Annotated in this window: 25 protein-coding genes, 1 other RNA gene and 1 pseudogene; 11 read left to right on the forward strand and 16 right to left on the reverse strand. The window is 57.6% G+C overall.

Annotated elements, in window-relative coordinates; translation table 11 throughout:
* Positions 1 to 9: 9 nt before the first annotated feature.
* From ACOQOY_RS20595 to ACOQOY_RS20620, 6 genes are all read left to right on the forward strand, one after another.
* Positions 10 to 372: a DUF4345 family protein gene (locus ACOQOY_RS20595; protein WP_420587180.1), complete on the forward strand. Its 363-nt coding sequence runs from the start codon at positions 10 to 12 to the stop codon at positions 370 to 372.
* 36 nt (positions 373 to 408) lie between these two features.
* Positions 409 to 755: a transfer-messenger RNA gene (gene ssrA, locus ACOQOY_RS20600) on the forward strand.
* A 100-nt stretch (positions 756 to 855) separates the two neighbouring features.
* Positions 856 to 1287, forward strand: a complete 432-nt coding sequence (locus ACOQOY_RS20605) for an ester cyclase (protein ID WP_420587181.1) — start codon at positions 856 to 858, stop codon at positions 1285 to 1287.
* 128 nt (positions 1288 to 1415) lie between these two features.
* Positions 1416 to 2231: a chromate resistance protein ChrB domain-containing protein gene (locus ACOQOY_RS20610; RefSeq protein ID WP_420587182.1), complete on the forward strand. Its 816-nt coding sequence runs from the start codon at positions 1416 to 1418 to the stop codon at positions 2229 to 2231.
* The gene (chrA, locus tag ACOQOY_RS20615; protein ID WP_420587183.1) at positions 2228 to 3481 is read left to right on the forward strand and encodes a chromate efflux transporter; all 1254 of its coding nucleotides are present in this window, start codon (positions 2228 to 2230) and stop codon (positions 3479 to 3481) included. Before ACOQOY_RS20610 ends, chrA begins: the two co-directional genes overlap by 4 nt.
* 76 nt (positions 3482 to 3557) lie before the next feature.
* Positions 3558 to 4016 (forward strand): SspB family protein, encoded by a 459-nt coding sequence (locus ACOQOY_RS20620; protein WP_420587184.1) that lies wholly within the window; start codon positions 3558 to 3560, stop codon positions 4014 to 4016.
* A gap of 8 nt (positions 4017 to 4024) precedes the next feature.
* Here ACOQOY_RS20620 and ACOQOY_RS20625 read toward each other — a convergent pair whose 3' ends face one another.
* Positions 4025 to 4540: a hypothetical protein gene (locus ACOQOY_RS20625; protein ID WP_420587282.1), complete on the reverse strand. Its 516-nt coding sequence runs from the start codon at positions 4538 to 4540 to the stop codon at positions 4025 to 4027.
* A gap of 243 nt (positions 4541 to 4783) precedes the next feature.
* On the opposite strand from ACOQOY_RS20625, the gene fumC reads away from it, so the two are divergent.
* The 4 genes from fumC (at position 4784) to ACOQOY_RS20645 (ending at position 7230) form a co-directional block, all read left to right on the forward strand.
* Complete coding sequence (gene fumC / locus ACOQOY_RS20630) at positions 4784 to 6178, forward strand: class II fumarate hydratase (protein WP_420587185.1); 1395 nt, start codon at positions 4784 to 4786, stop codon at positions 6176 to 6178.
* Complete coding sequence (locus tag ACOQOY_RS20635) at positions 6178 to 6354, forward strand: DUF4169 family protein (protein WP_420587186.1); 177 nt, start codon at positions 6178 to 6180, stop codon at positions 6352 to 6354. The genes fumC and ACOQOY_RS20635 overlap by 1 nt, the downstream gene beginning before the upstream one ends.
* Entirely contained in the window at positions 6351 to 6566 is a 216-nt protein-coding gene (locus ACOQOY_RS20640; protein WP_420587187.1) for a ribbon-helix-helix domain-containing protein, read from the forward strand. Before ACOQOY_RS20635 ends, ACOQOY_RS20640 begins: the two co-directional genes overlap by 4 nt.
* A 61-nt stretch (positions 6567 to 6627) precedes the next feature.
* On the forward strand, positions 6628 to 7230 hold the full coding sequence (locus tag ACOQOY_RS20645) for a DNA-3-methyladenine glycosylase I (RefSeq protein ID WP_420587188.1): 603 nt from the start codon (positions 6628 to 6630) through the stop codon (positions 7228 to 7230).
* A 6-nt stretch (positions 7231 to 7236) separates the two neighbouring features.
* Here the strand turns inward: ACOQOY_RS20645 and ACOQOY_RS20650 are convergent, their stop codons facing one another.
* The 4 genes from ACOQOY_RS20650 to ACOQOY_RS20665 all read right to left on the reverse strand — a co-directional run bounded on the left by ACOQOY_RS20650 (position 7237) and on the right by ACOQOY_RS20665 (position 11568).
* Complete coding sequence (locus ACOQOY_RS20650; RefSeq protein ID WP_420587189.1) at positions 7237 to 8118, reverse strand: fructose bisphosphate aldolase; 882 nt, start codon at positions 8116 to 8118, stop codon at positions 7237 to 7239.
* Positions 8119 to 8191: 73 nt separating this feature from the next.
* Positions 8192 to 9541, reverse strand: a complete 1350-nt coding sequence (locus ACOQOY_RS20655; RefSeq protein WP_420587190.1) for a cytochrome P450 — start codon at positions 9539 to 9541, stop codon at positions 8192 to 8194.
* A complete protein-coding gene (locus ACOQOY_RS20660) occupies positions 9538 to 10752 on the reverse strand; it encodes a hypothetical protein (RefSeq protein ID WP_420587191.1) in 1215 nt (404 codons plus the stop codon). The genes ACOQOY_RS20655 and ACOQOY_RS20660 overlap by 4 nt, the downstream gene beginning before the upstream one ends.
* A gap of 63 nt (positions 10753 to 10815) precedes the next feature.
* Complete coding sequence (locus ACOQOY_RS20665) at positions 10816 to 11568, reverse strand: cytochrome c biogenesis CcdA family protein (protein WP_420587192.1); 753 nt, start codon at positions 11566 to 11568, stop codon at positions 10816 to 10818.
* Between the two features lie 105 nt (positions 11569 to 11673).
* Between ACOQOY_RS20665 and ACOQOY_RS20670 the strand changes: the two genes are divergently transcribed.
* The gene (locus ACOQOY_RS20670; RefSeq protein WP_420587193.1) at positions 11674 to 11907 is read left to right on the forward strand and encodes a sulfurtransferase TusA family protein; all 234 of its coding nucleotides are present in this window, start codon (positions 11674 to 11676) and stop codon (positions 11905 to 11907) included.
* Positions 11908 to 11959: 52 nt separating this feature from the next.
* Here ACOQOY_RS20670 and ACOQOY_RS20675 read toward each other — a convergent pair whose 3' ends face one another.
* The 11 genes and pseudogenes from ACOQOY_RS20675 to ACOQOY_RS20725 all read right to left on the reverse strand — a co-directional run.
* Entirely contained in the window at positions 11960 to 14782 is a 2823-nt protein-coding gene (locus ACOQOY_RS20675; RefSeq protein ID WP_420587194.1) for an Rne/Rng family ribonuclease, read from the reverse strand.
* A 512-nt stretch (positions 14783 to 15294) separates the two neighbouring features.
* Positions 15295 to 16629, reverse strand: coding sequence for a sigma-54-dependent transcriptional regulator (locus ACOQOY_RS20680; protein ID WP_420587283.1), 1335 nt, complete (start codon positions 16627 to 16629; stop codon positions 15295 to 15297).
* 13 nt (positions 16630 to 16642) lie between these two features.
* Positions 16643 to 18421 carry a sensor histidine kinase gene (locus tag ACOQOY_RS20685; protein ID WP_420587195.1) on the reverse strand — a complete coding sequence of 593 codons (1779 nt, stop codon included), beginning with the start codon at positions 18419 to 18421 and terminating at the stop codon, positions 16643 to 16645.
* Positions 18422 to 18457: 36 nt separating this feature from the next.
* Positions 18458 to 19126, reverse strand: a complete 669-nt coding sequence (gene purQ / locus ACOQOY_RS20690) for a phosphoribosylformylglycinamidine synthase subunit PurQ (RefSeq protein WP_420587196.1) — start codon at positions 19124 to 19126, stop codon at positions 18458 to 18460.
* 22 nt (positions 19127 to 19148) lie between these two features.
* Complete coding sequence (purS, locus tag ACOQOY_RS20695; RefSeq protein WP_109311572.1) at positions 19149 to 19379, reverse strand: phosphoribosylformylglycinamidine synthase subunit PurS; 231 nt, start codon at positions 19377 to 19379, stop codon at positions 19149 to 19151.
* Positions 19380 to 19628: 249 nt separating this feature from the next.
* Positions 19629 to 20384 (reverse strand): phosphoribosylaminoimidazolesuccinocarboxamide synthase, encoded by a 756-nt coding sequence (gene purC, locus ACOQOY_RS20700; RefSeq protein WP_420587197.1) that lies wholly within the window; start codon positions 20382 to 20384, stop codon positions 19629 to 19631.
* Between the two features lie 82 nt (positions 20385 to 20466).
* Positions 20467 to 21447: a hypothetical protein gene (locus tag ACOQOY_RS20705; RefSeq protein WP_420587198.1), complete on the reverse strand. Its 981-nt coding sequence runs from the start codon at positions 21445 to 21447 to the stop codon at positions 20467 to 20469.
* Entirely contained in the window at positions 21448 to 21858 is a 411-nt protein-coding gene (locus ACOQOY_RS20710) for a tellurite resistance TerB family protein (RefSeq protein ID WP_420587199.1), read from the reverse strand.
* Positions 21855 to 22736 (reverse strand): IS982 family transposase, encoded by an 882-nt coding sequence (locus ACOQOY_RS20715; RefSeq protein WP_420584028.1) that lies wholly within the window; start codon positions 22734 to 22736, stop codon positions 21855 to 21857. Before ACOQOY_RS20715 ends, ACOQOY_RS20710 begins: the two co-directional genes overlap by 4 nt.
* A gap of 102 nt (positions 22737 to 22838) precedes the next feature.
* Positions 22839 to 23249, reverse strand: a pseudogene (locus ACOQOY_RS20720) (transposase); the annotation flags it as partial.
* 3 nt (positions 23250 to 23252) lie between these two features.
* The coding region (locus tag ACOQOY_RS20725; RefSeq protein ID WP_420584013.1) for an IS1595 family transposase at positions 23253 to 23664 on the reverse strand (412 nt) is incomplete at its 5' end.

The raw sequence follows: 23664 nt of genomic DNA on the forward strand, positions 1-23664 counted from the left end.
GAGGCAAATATGGTTCCGGCACTGAATGTAATAGCTGCGTTGTTGACCATCGGCTTTGGCCTGTTCGGTTTTCTAGCGCCGTCCTACACCGCAAACGCACTGGATCTGGCACCAACCAACAGCAATATGGGCCTAAGCGAACTGCGCGCGTCGGTTGGCGGTTTGTTCGTTGTGACCGGGCTTGCTTGCCTGGTGATGAATTCTCCAACGGCTTATTTCATGCTGGGCATCGTTTACGCAGGCACGGCGCTTGGTCGGTTCGTTTCGGTTGTTCTCGACAACCCACCACTGGTCAAAGCGGTGACGTTCGGAGGAATCGAACTGGTCCTTGCCTTATGGTTGATCATAGTGAACTTCAACAGACCCGCGTAAGCGTCTGATTCTATTCTGAACATGGAAGAAAATTCCCGGTTTGCATCCGCGCGCGCGCTCACCTATATAAGGTATGTCCTTCGGGACTATGGACATAAACGCGCTCGTAATAAGCGGATCGGACCCGGGGGCGGTACCCGGCGGCTCCACCAAAATCCTTCGTTTGGGGATCATGGGGCCGAAACAGGATCGACGAACGTCTAAAGGGGTTAGCTTTGTCTCGGCTGTCTGCCACCGTTACCGGCGAAAATAGTACAATTGCAAACGACAATCGTGCTCCGGTTGCAGTTGCTGCGTAAGCAGTAGCAAGACCGAAACTTAAGCCCTTGCGCCTAGCCGCGTAAGGCGGGGTTCGCAGGTACCTGGCAACAGAAACCTGCATTTTCCCTTACATGTCTGCGTTTAAGCTCTGTTCTTGTTCACGTTCAGATTTTTTTCACGCTTTTGTCTCAAGCTGACCCCGACAGGAAAAGGAGAGCTGGGATGTCACACGCAGATATCGTCAGAGGATGGTATTCCGAGGTTTGGGAAAACGGGAACCTGGACGCGATCGACCAATATTTCGCGGCCGACACGATGGCTGAGGGGCTTATCCCCGAAATGCAGGTCGGGGCCGATGATTTTCGTGATCTGGTCATGGCATTTCGCCATGTCCTAGGTGACATCAAGGTCGAATTGCCCAAGATTATTGAAGAAGACGATTGGGTCTCCGCAATTCTGCATGTCAGCACAACCCGCGCTGACAATGGGGCCCCGCTCAAAGCCACTGGCAGCGTCATTGCGCGCGTCAAGGATGGACGCATGGTCGAGGCGTACAACCAATTCGACTTCGTTTCCCTATTCGAACAACTCGGGCAATTCCCGCAGGACACCCTGCCCGTCTGCATGACCGGCCAGCGGCTGGATTGGGCCTGAGAAGGATCTCGCAATCTTGACCCTCTGCGCGCTTAGCCGTAAGCAAAGCGCATGGGGTAAGATTGCGAACGCCCCGTGAGGCGCCAGCCCAAGTTTCGCATGTATCCGCTTGAAACAGGAGACATGCTATGCCTGCGCCCAATTCAATCACGCCGAAACAGTTGATGCGTCTAGTCGGAACGCCTGAGGCCCCGGTTTTGATCGACATTTGTATCGACGCAGATTTTGAGGCTGACCCGTATCTGATCCCCGGCTCGGTCCGTCATCCCGCCACGGATATTGACGGCATAGCCGACAGGATTGGCGGCCACTCTGCTGTCATGATCTGCCAGAAGGGAAAGAAGCTGAGTCAGGGGGTTGTGTCCTGGCTGCGCAGTAAAGGCCTGAGCGCTGAATATCTGGATGGTGGCATGCATGGTTGGAGGGATATGCCCGGCGCGCCGCGGATTCCGGCCTCGGCAGTGCCGCGACGCCCCGATGGCTATTCCCTCTGGGTCACGCGTCACCGCCCCAAGATCGACCGGATTGCCTGTCCGTGGCTGATCCGGCGCTTCGTGGATCCGAAGGCTCAGTTCCTGTTCGTGGCCCCATCTGAAGTCGAAGCGACGGCTGCCGCCTTTTGCGCAAATGCGTTCGATATCGAGGGGGTCTTCTGGTCGCACCGTCAGGATCGCTGCACGTTTGACACCATGCTGGACGAGTTCCAGCTGCACATACCTGCGCTGGACCGCCTTGCAACCGTCATTCGGGCCGCCGACACCAATCGTCACGATCTGGCGCCAGAATCCGCCGGGCTGCTGGCGGTCTCGGTTGGCTTGTCGCGGCAGTACCGTGACGACCACCAAAACCTCGAAGCCGGCTTGCACCTGTATGACGCGCTCTACCGTTGGGCGCGCGATGGGTTTGATGAAGGGCATGACTGGCCCACGGGTCGAACATCATGACGCCCAGCCTACAAGAAATGATGCGCGTTTTCGGCCGCATCGGTCTGTTGTCGTTCGGAGGACCAGCGGCACAGATTTCGCTTATGCATCAGGAACTGGTCGAGAAACGCCCGTGGCTGGACGAACAGACCTATCTCAGGGCCTTGTCGCTGTGCATGTTGTTACCCGGTCCCGAAGCGATGCAGTTGGCAACTTATGCTGGCTGGCGCTTGCGCGGCGTAACTGGCGGATTGATCGCCGGCGGCCTCTTCGTCCTGCCCGGCGCCTTCGTCATTGCTGCGCTTGTTGGACTTTATGCCACATTCGGTAACCTGCCCGTGGTGCAGGCTGGGTTTTTGGGGGTCAAGGCAACTGTGATCGTTATCGTGCTTCAGGCCCTCAGAAACCTGTCGCGCAAGGCTTTGACCGATAAGCAGCATCGTGCGATCGCTGCGCTGGCGTTTGTAGCCATTTTCGCCTTGAACCTGCCGTTCCCCCTGATCATCCTGATCGCCGCCATATGGGGTTTCATGGTCTTTGACGGTGCGCCCGCGGCGACCGAGACGCCCGCACCGCCGAACCCCATGGGCCTGCTCAAAACCACGGCAATCTGGGGGGTGTTGTGGCTGGGGCCGCTTTTGGCTTTGACCCTATCCGGGCAAAAACTGCTTAGCGATCTTGGCTGGTTTTTTGCCCGTCTCGCCGTTGTCACCTTTGGCGGTGCCTATGCAGTTCTGGCCTACATGACCCAAACGGTTGTGACCAAATACCAATGGGTCACGACGGACCAGATGATTGACGCGCTGGGCCTGGCCGAGACGACTCCGGGTCCGTTGATACTGGTGACCCAGTTTGTCGCCATGCTAACGGGGCAGCTCGAAGGTGGCGCATCTTTGGCCGTCGCCGCCGGAGCGGTCGCGTTGTGGGCCACGTTTGTGCCATGCTTCCTTTGGATATTCCTCGCTGCCCCCTATCTGGACCAGTTGGCAGCCCGCCCGAGATTGTCCGCAGCCCTGCACGGGATCACCGCCTCGGTTGTGGGCGTGATTCTCAACCTTTCGGTGTGGTTCAGCTTGAATGTTCTGTTTCACAACGCGCCAGTGAATTCCTGGGGCCCGGTTTCCATCCCAGTCCCTGATCTGGGCAGTCTAAACCTGACGGCATTTATGCTTACAGGCCTCGCGGGGCTATTGATTTTCAAGTTTAAATTTGGGATGGCAGCCACGTTGGGCATCATGGCCGGACTAGGAACCGCACTACATTTCCTTTGAACAATCCTCGTATACCCGGTCTTTCGTTTCCGTCGAAATCCCTTATGCTGAGGATAGCCACTTTTGAGGATGAAACATGTCGCAAGACATCGACTATGGAAACCTGATGCACACCGCCATGCGCGGGCTCATCAAGACCGTTCTGACCAGCGTTTCCGAAAACGGCCTACCCGGGGCGCATCATTTCTTTATCACTTTCGACACGCGTCAGGATGGCGTCGAATTGGCCAATTGGCTGCGGGATCGCTACCCCGAAGAAATGACGATCGTCATGCAGCACTGGTTTGAAAACCTTGAGGTCGGCGACGACGGGTTCGCCATCACGCTGAATTTCGGAGACGCGCCCGAGCCGCTGTACATCCCCTATGGGGCGATCAAAACCTTCGTCGATCCGTCGGTCGAGTTTGGCTTGCGTTTTGAAAGCCCCGATGATGAGGACGAAATCGAACCCATCGTCGAAGAGGCGATTGAAATCGAAGAAGAACCCGATCAACACGACGCCGAGGTCGTGTCTCTGGACAGCTTCCGCAAATAGGCTCCGCCCTACTGCTTTTGCAGGAACGTCTCGACCGAGCGCGACTTCACCCCGTTGCGGAACCGCGAGAATGACAGGTCGAGGCCGCCCTCTGCCAGAGTGCGGTCGTATTGTTGCAATTCGTAATCTCCGGTTTCCCCGATAAAAAGGGAAAACACGGTCATCGTGTCACCTTCGATCCGGCCCCAGACAAACGGTTCACCCTGCATCGGGTCCAGCGGCACTTCATGTCCGAAAACATTGCGTTTCATCGCTGCCGAAAACACATCGCTGCGCTCAGATGGCAAAAAATCAACCGAAAACTTTTGTTCTTTGACCCGGCCATCGCCTCTGTAAGTGGTCGTGGTCCAGCTTACGTTGAAACCGTTTTTCAACTCTTTGATCGAAACGCTCATGTCCCGAGGCGTTTCGGTGCCGTCCTTTTCGACCAGGTTCGCGGATCCGATATAGTCACCGACAAAAGGCGCAATATCCGCGGCCCGGACCTGAAGCGTAGCGAATGCTGTCCAAAGCAGGAGTGCCATTGAAAACAGGACAAAATTCAGGGATCGGGTACGAACCAGTGTGCTCACCTTGGCCTCCAACATGGATATCCTTCTATTTTAGCTCAGGCGTGGACGCGCACAATGCGATTCATAAGAAATTTCATACGCCTTAGCGCCTATACCTCAGTCGCCCATAAGTTTAAGGTGCGCGCAACTGGCCGATTGCACCCCGGCACCGCTGCGGGTAAACGGCATGCAACAGTATACACGACGGAGTGACAGATGTCTCAGACCCGCACCGAATCCGACAGCTTTGGCCCGTTGGAAGTACCTTCCAACAAGTATTGGGGTGCGCAGACGCAGCGCTCGATCATGAACTTTCCCATCGGCTGGGAAAAGCAGCCTGTCGCCATCGTGCGCGCGCTGGGCGTGATCAAAAAAGCCTGCGCCATGGAGAATAAGTCCATTGGCAAACTGGATGCAAAAATTGCGGATGCCGTTATTCAGGCTGCTGGTGAGGTGATCGAGGGCAAGTTCGACGACAACTTCCCTCTGGTCGTGTGGCAAACCGGTTCGGGCACCCAGTCGAACATGAACTCGAACGAGGTGATCGCCAACCGTGCGATTGAGATTCTGGGCGGTGTGATCGGTTCGAAAGACCCGGTTCACCCGAATGATCACTGCAATATGGGCCAATCTTCGAACGACACGTTCCCAACCGCCATGCACATCGCCACCGCGATGAGCGTGCGCGATGTCCTGATGCCGGGCCTTGAGAAATTCGCATCTGCGTTGGAAGCCAAGGCAAAGGAGTTCGCAGGCATCATCAAGATCGGCCGTACGCATACGCAGGACGCCACTCCGCTAACGCTAGAACAGGAATTCGGCGGTTACGCGCATCAAATCCGTCAGGGTATCGCCCGGGTCGAAGCCGCAATGCCCGGCATCTATGAGCTGGCACAAGGTGGCACCGCTGTTGGTACCGGCCTGAACACACATAACGGCTGGGACGAGGCCGTGGCCAAGAACATGGCAGAGATCACCGACCTGCCCTTCGTCACCGCACCCAACAAATTCGAGGCGCTAGCCGCCCATGACGCAATGGTGTTCCTGTCGGGCGCTTTGGCGACCATTGCCGGTTCCTGCTACAAAATCGCCAACGATATCCGCCTGCTGGGTTCGGGCCCACGCTCGGGTCTGGGTGAACTGATCCTGCCGGAAAATGAGCCCGGATCGTCGATCATGCCCGGCAAAGTCAACCCGACACAGGCCGAGGCGCTGACGCAGGTTGCCGCGCATGTGATGGGCAATGACGCCGCGATGAAGTTCGCTGGCTCGCAAGGCCACTTCCAGCTGAATGTCTACAACCCGATGATGTCGTACAACCTGCTGCAGTCGATCCAACTGCTGGGCGACGCCACCGACAGCTTTACCGAGCGTATGCTGCTGGGTATCAAGGCAAATGAGCCGCGCATTGAAAAGCTGATGAAGGAATCGCTGATGCTGGTGACCGCTCTGGCGCCGACCATCGGTTATGACAACGCCACGACCGTGGCCAAGACGGCGCATAAGAACGGCACCACCCTCAAGGAAGAGGCCATCGCGCTAGGCTTTGTGGATGAAGAGACCTTTGATGCAGTAGTTCGGCCTGAGCATATGATTGGCCCCAAGGGCTGATGGGCAAGCCGGTCAACCTGAACCGGTACCGAAAAGAAAAAGCGCGGGCTGAGAAAAAGGCCCGCGCTGACCAAAACGCTGTGAAATTCGGCCGCAGTAAGGTTGAAAAGCTCGAAACCAAGTTCGAGCAGGACAAGCAGAAACGCGATCTCGACAATCACGAGTTGGATGAATGAGCGGCCGCCCGGTCAAACGCTCTCTGACCCTCAAGGGGCATCGCACTTCGGTTTCCCTTGAGGATGAGTTTTGGCAGGCCTTTCGCGAGATTGCCAAGACCAAAGGCATTGCAATCAATGCCTTGGCGGCCGAAATTGATGTCCAGCGAGACCCTGAGATCGGGCTGGCCTCAGCCATTCGGGTTTTCATTCTGGACTGGTACAGAAACTGACAAACGCTTGCGCTTTGTGTTTTAGTGCGTTTACCCTGGCGGGAACAAAAGGGGTACATCCATGAACAAAACCGTTTCCGGACCTGACGGCCAACCGCGATGTGCATGGTGCCAATCCGCACCCGAATTCTTTGATTACCATGATCAGGAATGGGGATACCCGGTTGCCGACGACCAACGACTGTTCGAGAAGCTTTGCCTTGAAAGCTTTCAATCCGGTCTGAGCTGGCGCACCATTCTGGCCAAGCGCGATAACTTTAGAAAGGCGTTTAAGCACTTTGATTTCAATGCTGTAGCCGCGTTCACTGAAGCGGATGTTGAACGTTTATTACAGGATGCGGGCATCATTCGCCATCGCGGGAAAATCGAAGCGGTGATCAACAACGCCCGTCGCGCGCAAGAGCTTGTGGTCGCTGAGGGGTCATTGGCGGCTTACGTCTGGCGATATGAGGCGGACAACCCGCCGGTGCCGCAGACTGCGTCGACGTCGCCAGAATCCATTGCCATGTCCAAGGATTTAAAGAAACGCGGCTGGAAATTTGTCGGACCTACCACGGTATTTGCCTTCATGCAGGCGATGGGGTTGGTCAATGATCACGCTGAGGGGTGCGCAATGCGGGAAAAAGCGACGCGATTGCGCCGCGATTTCCAAAAGCCGGAATAACGCCCCTTAGACAGAGGCGCGGAAGATCTTGTCGATATTGCCACCCAGCGCGACGTTGAATTCAGCATCCGATTGCTGTTTCGACAGCCCCTCGGTCAATGCTCGCGAGAAAGATGCAATCATTTTGCCGTTCTGATTCAGCAAATCGCAGGCTTCTTCGGTCGAATAGCCACCCGACAAAGCGACCACGCGCAGAACACGCGGATGATCGGCGACCGCATCATACAGGTTCGCCTGTGACGGAATGGTCAGCTTCAGCATGATGTCCTGACCTTCGTCCAACTGATCGAGATTTTTCAGGATTTCGGCGTTCAGAATATCTTCGGCCTCCGCTTTGGTGGACGAATTGATGTTCACCTCAGGCTCGACAATCGGCACCATCCCGGCCGCAACAACCTCACGCGCGACGTCGAACTGCTGTGCGACAACAGCGGCGATGCCTTCTGCATTGGCCTCATGGATGACCGAGCGTTCCTTGGTGCCAAACACGCCTTGCGCCTTGGCCAGAGTGTCCGCCAGCCCAGGGATCGGTTTCATCATCTGAACGCCGTTGGCCTGCTCTTCCAGACCTTTGTCGATCTTAAGGAAAGGCACGATGCCTTTGACATTCCACAGAAAGCTGGCGACCTTCTGGCCGTCAATTTCTTCGTTCAGAGTGCGCTCAAACAGGATCGCACCGATCACTTTTTCCTTTGTGAAATCGTCGGCCAGAATGATGCGCGCCCGCATTTTCTGAATCTCGCCGAACATCTCTTCATCGGAACTGTAATCCGAGGCCTCAACCCCATACAGTGCCAGCGCCTTGGGTGTGGACCCACCGCTTTGATCCAGGGCCGCAATGAAACCCGCGCCGTTGGACATCTGATCGCGCTGTTCTGATTTGGACATAAGACTTTCCCGTTCAGTAATGATTCCGCTTTTTTCAACCGCATACAGCAAGGTGCGTGACGATGGTAGTTTGTTAGCGCTCAACCACGCGCAACCAAATGCCATCTTTGGATCGAACAGTCAGATGCGCCACTGGAACCGGCGTGCGGCCTTCGACCAGCTCAAACCGGAAATGGCGCAACAAGGTCGACAACACCAACGGCCCTTCGACCATGGCAAACCCCGCCCCGGTACACACGCGCGGACCGGCAGAGAATGGGATATAGGCGTTACGTTGACAGGCCTTTCCGTTTTCAGTGCCCCAGCGGGTCGGGTCGAAATCGTCAGGATTGTCCCATAGCCGCTCTTGCCGGTGCAGGTGCCACGGACTGATGACAATCTGCGACCCTTTGGCGATGCCGCGGTCCCGGAACGTCTCGGGACACGCCGCCTCGCGCACCATCATCGGCACCGGAGGATACAGGCGCAGCGCCTCGCGAAACACATCGCGGCTAAGGCGTAATTTGGACATTGATCCAAAGCTCGGTTCGCCCACTGCCTGAGCCTCAGCGCAGAGTTTTTCCTGCCAATCGGGATAGAGCGCCATCAGGTACAGGGTCCAGGCCAGCGCCGAAGCGCTGGTCTCATGCCCGGCCAAAAAGAATATGGCTACCTGATCCACCATTTCCTGCGTGTTGAAACGGCTGCCAGTTTCGGGATCACGTGTTGTCATGATCTTGGTGGCAAGATCGTCTGGGGCCTGCCCATTGGCGATCAGCTCGGCGCGCTCGGCTGTCAGACGCGTGATCAACGCCCTGATATCCTTGGCGTTCCGACGCGTCTTGCGCGCATGCAAACGCGGCACCCAGCGTGGCACCGGCACAAACGCGGCCAGGTTCAACAGCGGTTGCTGCCGCTGATACGCCCGAAACTTGTCAAAGACCTGCGCGGCCACATCATGCTCGATCGGAACCGAGAACAGGGTTCGAAAAATCACATCAGCCGCCACGTGGCTGGTAAGTTCTTCACATTCGACTACGGTTCCCGCCTGCCCTCGTAGTCTGTCAACACTGGCCTGCACGGCCTCTGACATGGCGGGGAACGTATCTTTCAGTCGCCCGCCTTCGAAGGCCGGGTCAATGATGCGACGTTGCCGTTTCCATGTCTCGGCGTTGGTCAGAAAGACCGAATCCCCCAGTAACGGGCGCAACCCTTCGCTTATCCGATCCGATTTGGGAAAATCCTCGGGCCGCTGTTTCAGGACGGTATCTACAAGCTCGGGTTGGTTGATCATGAAAGATCGGAAAAACGGCGTGCGAAACTCGGCCATCCACGCGCGATAGAGCCGCTGCGGCTGCGCAGACAACAAATCCTTGCGGAACAGCTTGAGGTAGCGCCAAAGCGAGACCTTATCCGGACGCGGTATCGGCTTGGGCGGTTTCATAAGCGGACAGACCTGTTTTTAGCCACCGGTTGATCCAGCCGGGATTTCGACGGAGCGCGTCCGTAAAACCTCTGGCCCAATGTCAGCGGGCCGGCGGTGATGCGGAAGTAATCATAGTCACCGGGTCGGTCAAAGGCGCAGAGATACTGGAAATGCAGCCGGAAAAAACGCCAGCGCAACTCTTGCCAGCGTTCTGGCGACAGGGTCTGCGTAAAGGCCGCAGACAGGACCAGCGGCCAGCGTTTCTGATCCGTGGCCACTCCGGTCACCCCGACAGGGTCGCACAGCGCAAACGCGCAGCCGTCTCCTGGGGCGGATACGTCGATCCAGGTGACATCGGGGTGTTCGGATAGGAATTGCAGATCGGTACGCAACTCCTCCGCGTCTGGCAGGAAGGAGACCATCGGCATCACCTGTCCCAATGTCAGAAACGAAAAGGTCGGACCAGCCTCGGTTAGACCACCCGAGCGGATCAGATCCGCCAATACCGACACACCCAGATGCGCGCCCGAGGAGTGGCCCACGACCAGCACCTCATCCACGTCGGACATCAGCGCCTGCCGGATTTGCGCGGTGAACCCCGCCAGACGCGCCTTTAACTCGGCAGGCAAGGCACCGTTCAACCTCGCCGAATAGGCGTAGTCATGCATCAGGTAATAGGCAAACAGACGATTGTCGATTTTGCGGAACCAGCGCAGCAAAGCATATGCGAGCAAAAACGCCGGCCCCCAGGAAACCCAACCTAGAAAAGGCCAGATCAGCGCTTTGGCCACCATAGCCGTGCCAAGGGCGACAGCCAGTTGCACCATCAGCATCCCAACCGGGTAAAGGGCCGCAATCACTGGGCCTTTGCGCAGGCGCATCAACTGCCACAGCACTCCTGAGCCAATGTAAATCCATGCGGTGCGCAACAGTTGCAGATAGGTTCCCGGGATCGAGTTGGACATGCTTTCGCGCACGATATCCGACCAGACCAGAACCTCGATATCGGTGTCGACATCCGCCCCATCCTGATTGGAGCGGACATGCCACCCGTAAGGCCCCTCACCCGACTTTGGCGAAATCGCAATCTCATACCCGGAAACATCCGCCTGCGCGCGGCTTTCTGTCCGGTACAGCTCGCGATAGCGGCGCGGGTGAATCGGGTCATAGCCGGGGATGTAGAACACCCGACGCCTGCGCACCTGCGGCTGATTTGTGTTACTGCTCATGCTCTTACCTTCTGCTGCGCAGGTTAGCGCAGCGTTACTGCGAAGGTAAGTCAGATCAACAGATCAACCGAAATTGGCGAGGACAGGGAAAGCCTCAAGCAGCCACCAGCTGAATTCGGTGAACAAGCCCGTGATCAGCATGATTCCAACGAACAGCAGCAGACCGCCCATGACCTTTTCAATCGTGGCCATATGGGGCTTGATCCGGTTCATGACCGACATCGACCGGTTCAGGAACATGGCCGCCAGAAGGAACGGAATGCCCAGACCTGCCGCGTAAATCCCCAACAGCAGCGTGCCACGCGCCACCGAAGCCTCGGATGCCGCCAGAGACAGAATCGCACCCAACTGCGGGCCGATGCACGGGGTCCAGCCAAAGGCGAATGCCAGCCCCAGAATATAAGCTCCGAAAACCGAACCGCCTGAGTCCCCGGCCTCAATCCGGGCCTCGCGGTCAAGAAAAGGAATGCGGAAAACGTTCAGGAAATGCAGACCAAAGACGATGACCACCGCGCCCGACAGTTTCGCGAACAGAACCTGATTCTGAAGAACAAACGCACCGAAAGCAGACGCGGTGAACCCCAGCAGCAGAAACACCGTTGACAGGCCCAGAACAAAAAACAGCGCCGACAGGGTCGCCTTGCGCCGCGCCCTCGCCTCGTCCTGCATCTCATTGATCGTGACGCCGCTCATGTAGGCCAGATAAGGTGGCACGATAGGCAGAACGCAGGGTGACAGAAAGCTGATCAACCCGCCAAGCATGGCGATGAACATGGCAGGTAGCAGGCCCGCGTCTATGATATCAATTCCGAACATGTTTCAGCACATATGGTATCAAATCCGCCGCGTCACGGGGCCATTCAGTCACATCCTCGTGCTTGTGTGCTGGACAGCACAGCGCGTTGGAAATATCTGAACCTCATGACAAACGCCACAGAAACGCTCGACGCGCTTGGGTTATTGTGTCCTCTGCCCGTCCTAAAAGCCCGCAAACGCCTTAAATCCATGCCTAGTGGAGCCGTTCTGCGTGTTCTGGCTGACGACCCGGCCGCCATCATCGACGTTCCGCATTTCTGCGCCGAAAGCGGACATCACCTGATCGCACAAGAGGACGCGGATGGGCATCAGGTCTACCTCATTCAAAAAGCGGGCTGACGCAAAGGCTTAGAAAACGAAAAAGGCGGGTACTGAGACCCGCCTTTTCTATTTACTGACCCAAGGACCACCAACCGCGCCGCTTTGGCTTGGCGGGCTGTTCGGGTTCTTCGGCCACAACCTCCAGAACCGGCTCAGGCGTTTCCTCGACCGGTTCTTCGGCAACCGGCGGATCAACGTCTTCAGTCACCGGCTCGGCCGCTTCGACTGGCTCAGGAGCCTCTTCCACCTCGGACGCAATGGGTTCCTCGCTGGCAGTCTCTTCAGCGGGTTCGGCAACAGCCTCTTCTGGCGCTGCCTCCTGCGGCTCAGCCTCGGCCTCAGGGTCCTGCGCGGCAGGTTCCTCAACCGGCTTAGCGGGCGCTGCCTCTGCACTCTCAGCCTCCGCCACTTCTGCTGGCTCAGCAGCTTCGACATCCTTCTTCTTGCGGCGAGGCGCGCGGCGACGCTTGGGCTTTTCAGCCTTTTCTTCCTGCGCCACTTCTTCACCCTCAGCGTTAGCAGCGGTATCTTCGCTTGCCTCTGCCTCGGTGGCCTCAGTGCTGTCGCCTTCACCCTCAGGCGTTTCAGACCCACCGTTGCCCTTCTTCCGACGCCGGCGACGACGCTTGCGCTTGGGCTTACTCTCTTCTTCGGCCTGAACCGCTTCTTCGGTGACGGCCTCCTCTTCGTCAGCGTCCACCATATCCATCAACGAGGCGTCCACGGACACGACCGGAGCACTTGCCTCGGGCACGATACGGCTCGCAGTTTTAAACTTCTCGATTGAGAAGTCGGGGCTGACAAGATGCACGTCGCCTTCGACGCGAACTGACAGACCATAGCGTGCTTCGATCTGGGCGATATGTTCCCGCTTCTGGTTCATCAGGAAGTTGGCGATGCTGACCGGGCAACGCACCAGAACCTCGCGCGAGCGGCGGCGGGTGCCTTCCTCTTCAATCTGACGCAGAATGGTCAGCGCCATGTTGTCGTCCGAGCGGATCAGACCAGTTCCATGGCAGGACGGGCATGGCTGCGTGGTCGCCTCCAACATACCGGGACGCAAACGCTGGCGGCTCATCTCCATCAGGCCAAAACCGGAAATCCGGCCGACCTGAATGCGTGCGCGATCTGTCTTTAACTTGTCTTTCAGACGCTTTTCGACGGCCGAGTTATTCTTGCGCTCGTCCATGTCGATAAAGTCGATGACGATCAGGCCCGCAAGGTCGCGCAGTCGCAACTGACGCGCCACCTCTTCAGCTGCCTCAAGGTTGGTCTTGAGCGCGGTCTCCTCGATCGAGCCTTCCTTGGTCGCCCGACCCGAGTTCACGTCGATCGCCACCAGCGCTTCGGTCACACCGATCACGATATAGCCGCCGGATTTCAGCTGCACTGTCGGGTTGAACATGCCCGTCAGATAGCTTTCCACCTGATAGCGCGCGAACAGAGGCAACGCGTCCTCATACCGTTTCACGTTCTTCGCGTGGGACGGCATGATCATCTTCATGAAGTCTTTGGCGATGCGATAGCCGCCCTCGCCCTCAACCAGAACCTCGTCGATATCGCGATTATACAGGTCGCGGATCGAGCGTTTGATCAGGTCGCCTTCTTCATAGATCTTCGCGGGCGCAATGGATTTTAGTGTCAGTTCGCGGATCTGCTCCCACATACGCTGAAGATATTCATAGTCGCGCTTGATCTCGGATTTCGTGCGTTTGGCGCCAGCGGTCCGAATGATCAGCCCGGCACCGGTTGGGACATCAATATCCGCGGCAATCTCTTTCAGCTTCTTTCGGTCCGGCGCGTTGGTGATCTTGCGGCTGATCCCGCCGCCACGTGCGGTGTTGGGCATCAGGACGCAATAGCGACCCGCCAGCGACAAATAGGTGGTCAGGGCGGCGCCCTTGTTGCCGCGCTCTTCCTTCACGACCTGCACCAGCAGAACCTGACGGACCTTGATCACTTCCTGGATTTTATAGCGGCGCGGGCGAGGCTTACGCGGCGGACGAATGTCCTCGCTGTCATCCTCATCCGCTACCGATTCAATGCTGTCGTCCTTGGCGGAAGCATCGGCACGGGCCTCGGCCTCATCACCATCGGCGTCGTCCTTGGATTCTTCTTCCGACGGCGCGTCAGCTTCATCGACCGCCACTTCCTCGGTCGATTCCTCAGAAACTGTATCGTCCGTGGACTCTGTCCCATCGGCTTCGACCACTTCAGGCGCATCGCCTTCTTCGGTCGCGGCATCATCTTCAACCGAGGCCTCAGCTTCGGTTACATCATCCGCTTCCGCAACAGCTTGCTCTTCTACTTCCTCGGCTGCCTCAGCAGCAGGCGCTTCGGCCTGTTCTTCTGCCTCATCCACGGGTTCCTCAACGGGCGTTTCCGCAACCAAATCAACCGGAGAAGTGCCTTCAGGAACCGCAACATCGGCCCCTTCTTCGCCTTCATCCAAATCAATCGTTTCCATACCGGTGGGTTCCGAGGACACCTCGATTGATTCAACAGCATCGTCAGACTTCACATCCGCAGCCTTGGTCCGCGACCGCGAGCGGCGCTTTTTCGGCTTGGATTCTTCCGCCTCGTCGCGCGCTTTCATCGCCTCGGCATAAGCACGCTCTTCTTCCATCAGCGCTTCGCGGTCGGCGACGGGGATCTGATAGTAGTCGGGGTGAATCTCGGAAAACGCCAGGAATCCATGCCGGTTCCCACCGTAATCAACAAAGGCCGCCTGAAGAGACGGCTCAACCCGAGTGACTTTTGCTAGATAGATATTGCCAGCAAGCTGACGTTTGTTTTCGGACTCAAAATCGAACTCTTCGACCTTGTTTCCGTCAACCACCACGACGCGGGTTTCCTCCGCGTGGGTGGCATCGATAAGCATTTTCTTAGCCATGTGTCCTTGGTGCACCGCGCCAAACGCGTTGTCCTTACCCGTCCGGGGGGACAGGCGCTTTTGGGGTGGTGTCTTGTACGGGCGATTTCGTACGGCGCGCGGCAGGGTCCGGCGCTATGGCCCCCTGCCCGTATACTCAGTCGTTGCGCGCGCGTCATCGCGGTTCTTCTCCGACAGGCGCAGAGTGCCGCACCTGCCCATTTATTCCTTTCGCCCGCTCTTGCGGGCTCAGGCGTTCAACTGCCCCAAGCCGGGGCACAATCGGTCTGCGTCGCCATGTGGGAGTGTTCACCACCTGCGGCATCGCAGCGAAACTCAAAGATTCGGGGCTTAAGTGCGCGAAAAACGGCCCTGCCCGTTCGGACACAATAAAAGCAGTCCTGTGGAAAAGACAATGGGCAAACTGCACAACCATGCGTTCTGGCGTGCGGCCACCCCTTCTTCTGTTCAAAAACACTTCGGCGGCGAATTGAGCCAAAGGCTCAAGAGGGGGCGGACCCCCTCTCTGTTAGTCACAAATAATCCGACCGCTGCAGGCCGTATTTGGCCATTTTCTCATTCAGAGTCCGGCGCGGCAGACACAGCTCATCCATCACCGACGCGATCGAGCCCTTGTGACGGCGCATCGTGTTGTCGATCAGCATCCGCTCGAACGCTTCAACGTATTCCTTGAGCGGCTTGCCCTCGGTCGTCATGACCGGCTGCATTTCCTCATGATCGGACATCAGCAGCGAGGCAATCGTTCCAGACCCTCGACGAGACTGCAAAACGGCACGCTCGGCGATATTGATCAACTGACGCACATTGCCCGGCCACGGCGCCTGCAACAGCTGCGCGGCTTCCTGCGCACTGACCTGCGGCGCTTCGCACCCATATTCCTCGGCGAACTGCTCGCTGAGGCGGGTAAACAGCGTCAGAATATCCTCTCCACGCTGGCGCAGCGGCGGCATGGTGATCCGCAAGGCGGCCAAACGATAGAACAGGTCCGGGCGCAGAACATCTTCGCTGGTCTTGCCAGCTTCTTGCAGGTTGGAGATCGCAACGATGCGGGTTTCAGCCGGTGTCCCCTGATCGTTCATAACGCTCAGCAACCGCGCCTGAAGTGTGTCACTCAGCGCTTCGACATCTTCCAAGACCAGAGTCCCGCCCCTTGCCTCTTCAATAGCAGGCAACTGCGTGTCTTCCGGCAACATCGGCCCGAACAGACGCTTCGAAAGCGCCTCTTCCTCAAGCGCCGCGCACGAGATCAAAACGAATTTCTTACCTGCCCGACTGCCCACGGCGTGCAGCGCATGCGCAACCAGTGTCTTACCGGTGCCGGTCTCGCCGTCGATTAACACGTGACCATCCGCCTGACCCAAATCCAGAATGTCTTCGCGCAGACGCTCCATCACCGGGCTCGCGCCGATCAGCTTGTTCATGATCTGAGTACCGCCGGACAGCTCACGCCGCAGCGCGCGGTTGTCCAGCGTCAGACGCCGCGCATTGCTGGCGCGTTTGGCCAGTTCAGACATACGGTCTGGGTTAAACGGCTTCTCAAGGAAATCGAACGCACCCACACGCATCGCCTCAACCGCCATTGGCACGTCGCCGTGGCCAGTGATCATGATAACCGGCAGAGTGCTGTCGGCCCCCATCAGCTTTTTCAGTAGCTGAATGCCGTCCATCCCCGGCATCTTGATGTCCGAGATCACAATGCCTGGATAGTCTGGCCCCAACACTTTCAACGCGTCCTCAGCGCTCGAGAACGTTTCGGTGTCGTATCCCGACAGTGCAAGCCATTGGCTGATCGACTGGCGCATGTCCTGTTCGTCATCCACAATGGCGATCTTCATGGCCTGTGCCATAGTCATTCCTTCGTCATTCCGCGGCCTCAAGGCCGTCACGTCCCAATATGGGCAGTTGCATCTCAAACACCGCGCCGCCGTGCTGGCTGTTGCGTGCGGTCAGCCGTCCACCATGGTCGTTCACGATACCGGAGGAGATGGCAAGACCCAACCCGACCCCATCGCCCGGCTGCTTGGTGGTGTAGAACGGTTCAAACAGGTTCTCGATATCTTCGATCCCGTGCCCATTGTCGCGCACGGTCAACACCGCAGTGTCACCCGCCGCCAGAATGATTTCCACATCCGGCTCCGATACAGATTTGGTGGCGTCCAGCGCATTGCGCAAGAGGTTCACCATGACCTGCTCGATCCGCATCCGATCCCCCATAACAGTGACGGGTTCTTCGGGCAGGATCTGAGTGATTTTCACATGGCGTTGACGCAGTTGCGGTTCCATCATTGACAGGGATGAAGCCAGCGCTTCGCCAAGATTCACAGGGGAAAACGCATCCGCACCCTTGCGCGCATAGGATTTGAGCTGCCGTGTGATCGCTCCCATCCTCTCGATCAACCCATCAATACGGCCAAAGCTGGCCAGAGCCTCTTCGGGACGATTGCGACGCAACAACAGACGCGCACCTGCCAGATAGGTTTTCATTGCAGCCAGAGGTTGATTCAACTCGTGACTGACCGCAGCTGACATCTCACCCAATGCAGCCAGTTTCGAACTTTGAGCAAGCGTTTGCTCGGCAACTTCCAGCGTCTTTTCAACCCGTTCCCGCTCAGCGATTTCCCGCTGTAGTCGCGTGTTCAATGCGCGAAGCTCTGCCGACTCGCGCTGGAACAACGCCATCCGCAACGTGGCCCTGCGGCTGAGTGCATAGAAGGCCAGCGCCAGAAGAATCGCAAAGCCCATGATCTCAAGCGCGAGAACGCTGTTCACCCTTTCGCGGATCGAGGCATAGGTGGTGTAGGACGTCATCTGCCAGCCGCGGAAGGGAATGCGCGTGTCCATCCGCATCACCGCCTCGCCCTGCAGATAGGCGTCAGGCGGCAGTGCGGTCCAATCTGTCGTCGCCCGTATAGCGCGCTGAATCGCACCCTCAGGGGGTTGGCGCAGCATGGCGGCCTCTTCATCCAGACCGCGCCATTGCGGTTCGGTGGACAGAATGATGGTGCCAGTGCTGTCCGTTACCATCACCGCGTCCGAAATCCCCGACCAAGCGCGTTCGAACTTGTGCAGGTCGACTTCCACAACGATGACGCCCAAAATCTCGGCGTTCGCCTCAATCCGGCGTGAGTACACAAAGCTATACCCGCCGGATTCCGTTTCGATGACGGTGAAAATCGTCGCGTTCGAGCGCACCGCGTCGATGAAATAAGGAGAGCTGCGATGCGCCTCGCCCAGCCGGTTCCGATCGGTGGCTGCCCGGGTCAGACCATCCCCATCCAACAGCATCAGCGAGGCCGCTCCGATCTCTTCCACGAAGGAAATCAGCCGCTGGCTGGACAATGTATAGTCGCTTGATTGCAGCGCCGAAATCAGCGTCGGGTCGCGCGCCAAAAGCTGCGGCACAATGGCGTTTCGGCGCAGCTCGCTCAGCAGGTTGCCAGAATACAGCGCCAGCCGCACTTCGGCGCGGTTCCGAGTCGACTCGGTGAACCGGTCCATCAGCAGACTATTGGTGATCCAGACCGTCGCCGCCGTCGCCAGCAACAGCAGGAAAACCGCCACGCGCAACGGCCATCCCAAAGGGGCACCGCGGAACGGTTTTATGAAATTGGACCAGCCGGAACGAACTTCTGAACTCATCCGGGAAAATTACGCGGGCTTTGGCGCAACCTCAAGTCACGCCGGTGCGAGCACACCTGACAATGCGCGGAACAACGCCGTCCCGTCGGTGCCACCATGGCCTTCGTCCGCCGCTCGCTCGGGGTGTGGCATCATCCCAAGAACCCTGCGGTTTTCCGACAGGATGCCCGCAATGTCGCCAACTGAGCCGTTCGGATTCTCGGTATAGGTGAATGCGATCCGGTCTTGATCTCGCAACGTGGACAATGTGGCATCATCCGCAAAATAGTTGCCATCATGGTGCGCAATCGGAATGCCGATCACGTCGCCTGCGTTGTAACCTTCTGTGAAGGCGCTGTCGCTGGTTGCAACCTTCAGACCGACGGTTTTACAGATGTATTTCAAACCTGCGTTCCGCAGCAGCGCGCCAGGCAGGATGCCGGTTTCGGTCAGGATTTGGAAACCGTTGCAGACACCCACGGCATAGCCGCCGCGATTGGTATGCTCGACCACGGCCTTGCAGATCGGAGATTGCGCTGCAATCGCACCGCAACGCAGGTAGTCGCCATACGAAAAGCCGCCGGGTACGCCGACAATATCAATGCCCTCGGGCAAAGCGGCGTCCTTGTGCCAGACCATGTCGACCTGAAACCCGGCCTGTTCAAAAGCGACGGCAAGGTCCCGGTCACAGTTGGATCCGGGGAATACGATGACAGCTGCGCGCATGGCGGGGCCTCCGGAGTAAGGGTCAGACCAGTTCGATTTCGTAGCGTTCGATGACCGTGTTGGCCAACAGCTTCTCGCACATCTCGGTGATGTCGGCCTCGGTCGCGCCCTCGGCCAGTTCCAGGTCGATCACCTTGCCCTGACGCACGCCTTCGACCTGATCGAAGCCCATCGCGCCCAACGCGTGCCGCACGGCCTCACCCTGCGGGTCGAGGACCCCGTTCTTCAGCATCACATGCACCCGTGCTTTCATTCCTGCAACTCCAGCTGAGGGCCTCGGTTCCCGGCCCGTTCCGTTGCGCGGGGGATACCCTGCGAAATGGCATTCGACAACCCTTGTTGGCACGCAGTTTGCCGCAGGTGGCGCATCATGTGCGTCTGATTACGTTCAGCAATGAAAATTACGCAGATCATGGGCACAAAAGGCTCCGTGCCGCACGCCGACAAAAAACGCCGCATCTTGCGATACGGCGCTTTTATTGAATGCGGTGCAAGCGGGCGATCAGTTGATCAATGTCGGCTTGCTGACATTGCTTTGGGGCAGAACGCCCAGACGCCGTGCGACCTCGGAATAGGCGTCCGTCAAGCTACCCAGATCACGGCGGAAAACGTCCTTGTCCAGCTTCTGGCCGGTCTCGATATCCCACAGACGGCAGCTGTCCGGGCTGATCTCATCCGCGATGATCAAACGCTGAAAGTCGCCATCATAGACCCGGCCGATCTCGATCTTGAAGTCCACCAGACGAATGCCCACGGCCAGCATCACACCGCTGAGAAAGTCATTCACCCGCAGGGCAAGGCTGAGGATGTCTTCCATATCCTGCTGGCTGGCCCATCCAAAAGCGGCAATGTGCTCTTCGGTGACCAGTGGATCACCCAGCGCGTCGTCTTTGTAGCAATATTCCACGATCGGACGCGGCAGCTGAGTACCTTCGGCGATGCCAAGGCGTTTCGACATCGAACCCGCGGCATAGTTTCGCACGATCACTTCCAGCGGCACAATCTCGCAGCTACGCACCAGTTGCTCGCGCATATTCAGGCGGCGGATGAAATGGGTCGGCACGCCGATCTGCGCCAGACCATTCATGAAGAACTCGCTCAGGCGGTTGTTCAGCACACCCTTGCCGTCGATCACGTCTTTTTTCTCGGCGTTGAACGCGGTGGCGTCATCCTTGAAATACTGCACGATGGTGCCCGGTTCGGGGCCTTCATACAGAATCTTGGCCTTACCTTCGTAGATTTTCTTGCGACGCGCCATCGGGGCCCCTTCCATATCGGCAATACGCGATTACCGCGCAGTTGCGGCCCTCATAGTGCAGCGCGCCGCAACCCGCAAGTTATCAGGCGTCGCGACTGCCCCGCATGAGGCGTTTGAAGAAACCCGTCTTGGACCGGACCTGAACCTCCTGCCCCGGTGGCGGCGGGCTGCTGGTCATAACGCCGAGTTCTTCTTCGTGGTCAAAAGGGCTTTGCGGATGGACCAGAACCCACGCATCGCAGAATGAACCATTGGTCCCCTTGGGCGCAAACCGTATGCGCATCGAGTCTTCACGAGATTGCCCCTCATGGCCCAAAGTATCGCCGTCATTGAAGTTGTGACCATAGGCCGCCAGCATCGCCGCAGTGGTGCTGAGGGTGGCTGCCGCGTTTTCCAGATCAAGCGGCGCTGCCGCGAGACTGACCTCGAACCCTTTCAACGGTTTCAGACCGTTGGTTACTCCGCCAAAAAGCTGTTTGCCATTGTTCTTGGTCCCTTGCAGACGCAGTCCGACCCATTGCTCAATCGGGATTTCGTCCGAGATCGCCTTGTCCGCCATCGCCACAACGTCCGACGGACGCAGGAAGTGGTCGGCGCTTTCCCAATATACTGCCAGTGCAACCGGCAACTTGGCAAAAATGGCCGCCACGCATGAACACAGCCGCGCAGCCCGAAACGCCTGAATTTCATCGCCAGCTTCGGCCCCTGTGGTCACGCAGATATAGGACTTATTGTATTGAAACGCCTGCGTGACTTCGGGAAAGGGCAACCTTTGCCACGGTGTCAGTTGCTCTGGGTCCCATGTGCCATAACCCGGCAAGCGGATAAGCGTGGCTATGGTGCTGTCCGCCCCCGTGGCACCCAACAAGATCGGTGTGGTTATGAACTGGTCCGTGTCACAATCCTGGTTCATCCCGAACCCGGTTTCGGTCCGCAGGTCTAACGAAGGATAATCCTCAAGCAGCGCCTGCTCAATCTCGGATGAGTTAAACTGAATGGCCTCGGACAGCAGAATGTAGGCGCTGAAGCCCACGCGATCCTCGGCCTTTTCCTGATCGGTCATTTATGCCGCCGCCGATCTCTGCATCATGGTGACGACCTGAATGATGCTGTCAAAGGACTCCTGGCTCAGCTGCATGCGCGACGCGGTTCCGGACAGCACGTTCTTTTCCGACTCTTCCAGAACGCCATCGGCCATCGCCACGCGCATCGCAAAACAAAACGCCGTTTCCCGCAAAGCCGGAGACAGTGTCTGCGCGCTTTCAGTAATCACCTTGTCCGGGCCGCTTTTTTGCAGGTCTTTCAGAACCGCCTTGATCATGTCGCCGGTCGCTTTGCCGCCCAGTGGAAGGAAGATCGGGCTGAACGCCAGCATATTGGTCAATTGAACAACTTCGGCCTCGTCGATTCGACCGTCCGCCGCCATCGTCAGAACCGCCGGAGCCAAAACAACCCGAATTCCGGATAAGGTCATGTCACGTTGGGAATGCTTCGAATGACGTCTGGGACGACAACTTTCCCCATTTTGACCTTCGGCTGCGCCAGAACGTAGGCCACAACGCAGGAGAGCACGTGAACGAAGGCATTGGTTGGTGATCGGTGCCGCGTGTGTTCCAATCCCATGCCAGACTTGAGCTTGTCGAACAGGGTTTCGATGATGAACCTTTTGCGCAGCAGGATCTTGTCCAAGAGCGGCAGCAGGTAGTTTTTCATGTTGCGGCGAATGCCGGTGATCAGATGCAGGCCGCGCTGCCACAAACGCCGAAAAAGCGCTTTTGATATGTAGCCTTTGTCGGCGAACATTTTGCCGTCCAGTTCGGCAACCATAGCCTCAAACGGCTTGCGATCATCGGTGTTTCCGGCTGTGATCTTCACAGCCATAACTGGGCCCTTGCTATTGATGACCATGTGCAGCTTGAAGCCGAAGAACCAGCCCATGGTGCTACGCCCGCGTTTGGCCAGTCCTTTGAACACCTTGTTGCGGCTGATCCGGGCGTTATGGCAAACCGCCAGCTTGGTGCTGTCGGCAAAATAGAGTCCGGTCTCTTCTCCACGGAAACAATGCAGCAGCACGCAAAATGGCACGAGCAGGCGTGGCATCAGTGTGACGAACCGGCCATAGCTTGGCAAATCGCCAAAGCAGTCCCGGTATTCGATCTCCACCCCATAAAGCCAGAAATGCTTGAAATCCTTGTAAGCTGAGCCGTGAAACAGAACCATGATGAACAACATCTCGCTGAGCGAGAGTTTCCCGGACCGCAGCCGCTGGCGGCCTGTGTCGATCAGGCGATGCTTTTCCCAATCTTCGAAGGTTTTTGCAAAATCATCGATACAGCAAAACAAAGCAGTGATAGAGGTGTTCACGAGGGGCATTCCTATCCGTTGGTTTCGGTTACGGATAATGAATCAGGCCACGCCAGATTTGGGAATCCCCTCACCCTCGCTTAAGCAGAATCGGGGTTTGTTAGGTCGCTTGACTATTTCCAGTGTCCACTCATCACCCATGGCTTGTCGGAGCTTATCCCCCGCATACCCACCATCGGCGAAAATATGGAGCAAACAAGGGAATTTTTTGCCGACCGCTTTGAGCAGATCGGGAGCGCCGTCACGGTCCTGGATGTTGGCGGCATGAACGATGATAATCAGCAGAAGCCCAAGGACGTCCGTCACAATATGACGCTTGCGCCCCTTGGTCTTTTTGCCGGCGTCATATCCGCAAATGCCTCCACTTTCTGTAGTTTTCACACTTTGGCTATCAATCACACCCGCCGTAGGCTCGGCAGCGCGGCCCTCCAATTCACGAGCGGCAGCAACCAGCAAATCACTCATTGCCGCCAGCAAGCCCGCGTTCCGCCAATTATAGAAGGCTCAGTTCGCAAATTGTGTGCATGAGGTCCCAATCGCGGTCGCGAGACAGGATCTGGCCGATGATTTCAGCAGGTCACACCGTTCGAACCATCGCAGGTAGTTTTCGAGGTATTTGCTCGAAACGCCGCGATAGCGGCGCAGGAAGTCCTTCAACCCACTGTGCCGATTGTTGGCTGTTTGTATGTGAGCCACCCCACGCACCCGTTCACCGGCGGACTGGTTCAATGCTTCGTGTCTGACCCCAAGTGACTTGGCGCAGGGCGGGTAAACGTTGTTTCCATCAGTGACCAGAAGGATGTCATCATCAATCCGGGGTTCCAGAACGCTGTGTATGCTGTCAGCTGTGACAGATGGAAGGACGGAACACGCCGTTGTGCCGCCTCGGTCCACGGCAACCAATATCGGAACCTGT

The organism is Ruegeria sp. (assembly GCF_965221235.1).
Classification (GTDB): Bacteria; Pseudomonadota; Alphaproteobacteria; order Rhodobacterales; family Rhodobacteraceae; genus Ruegeria.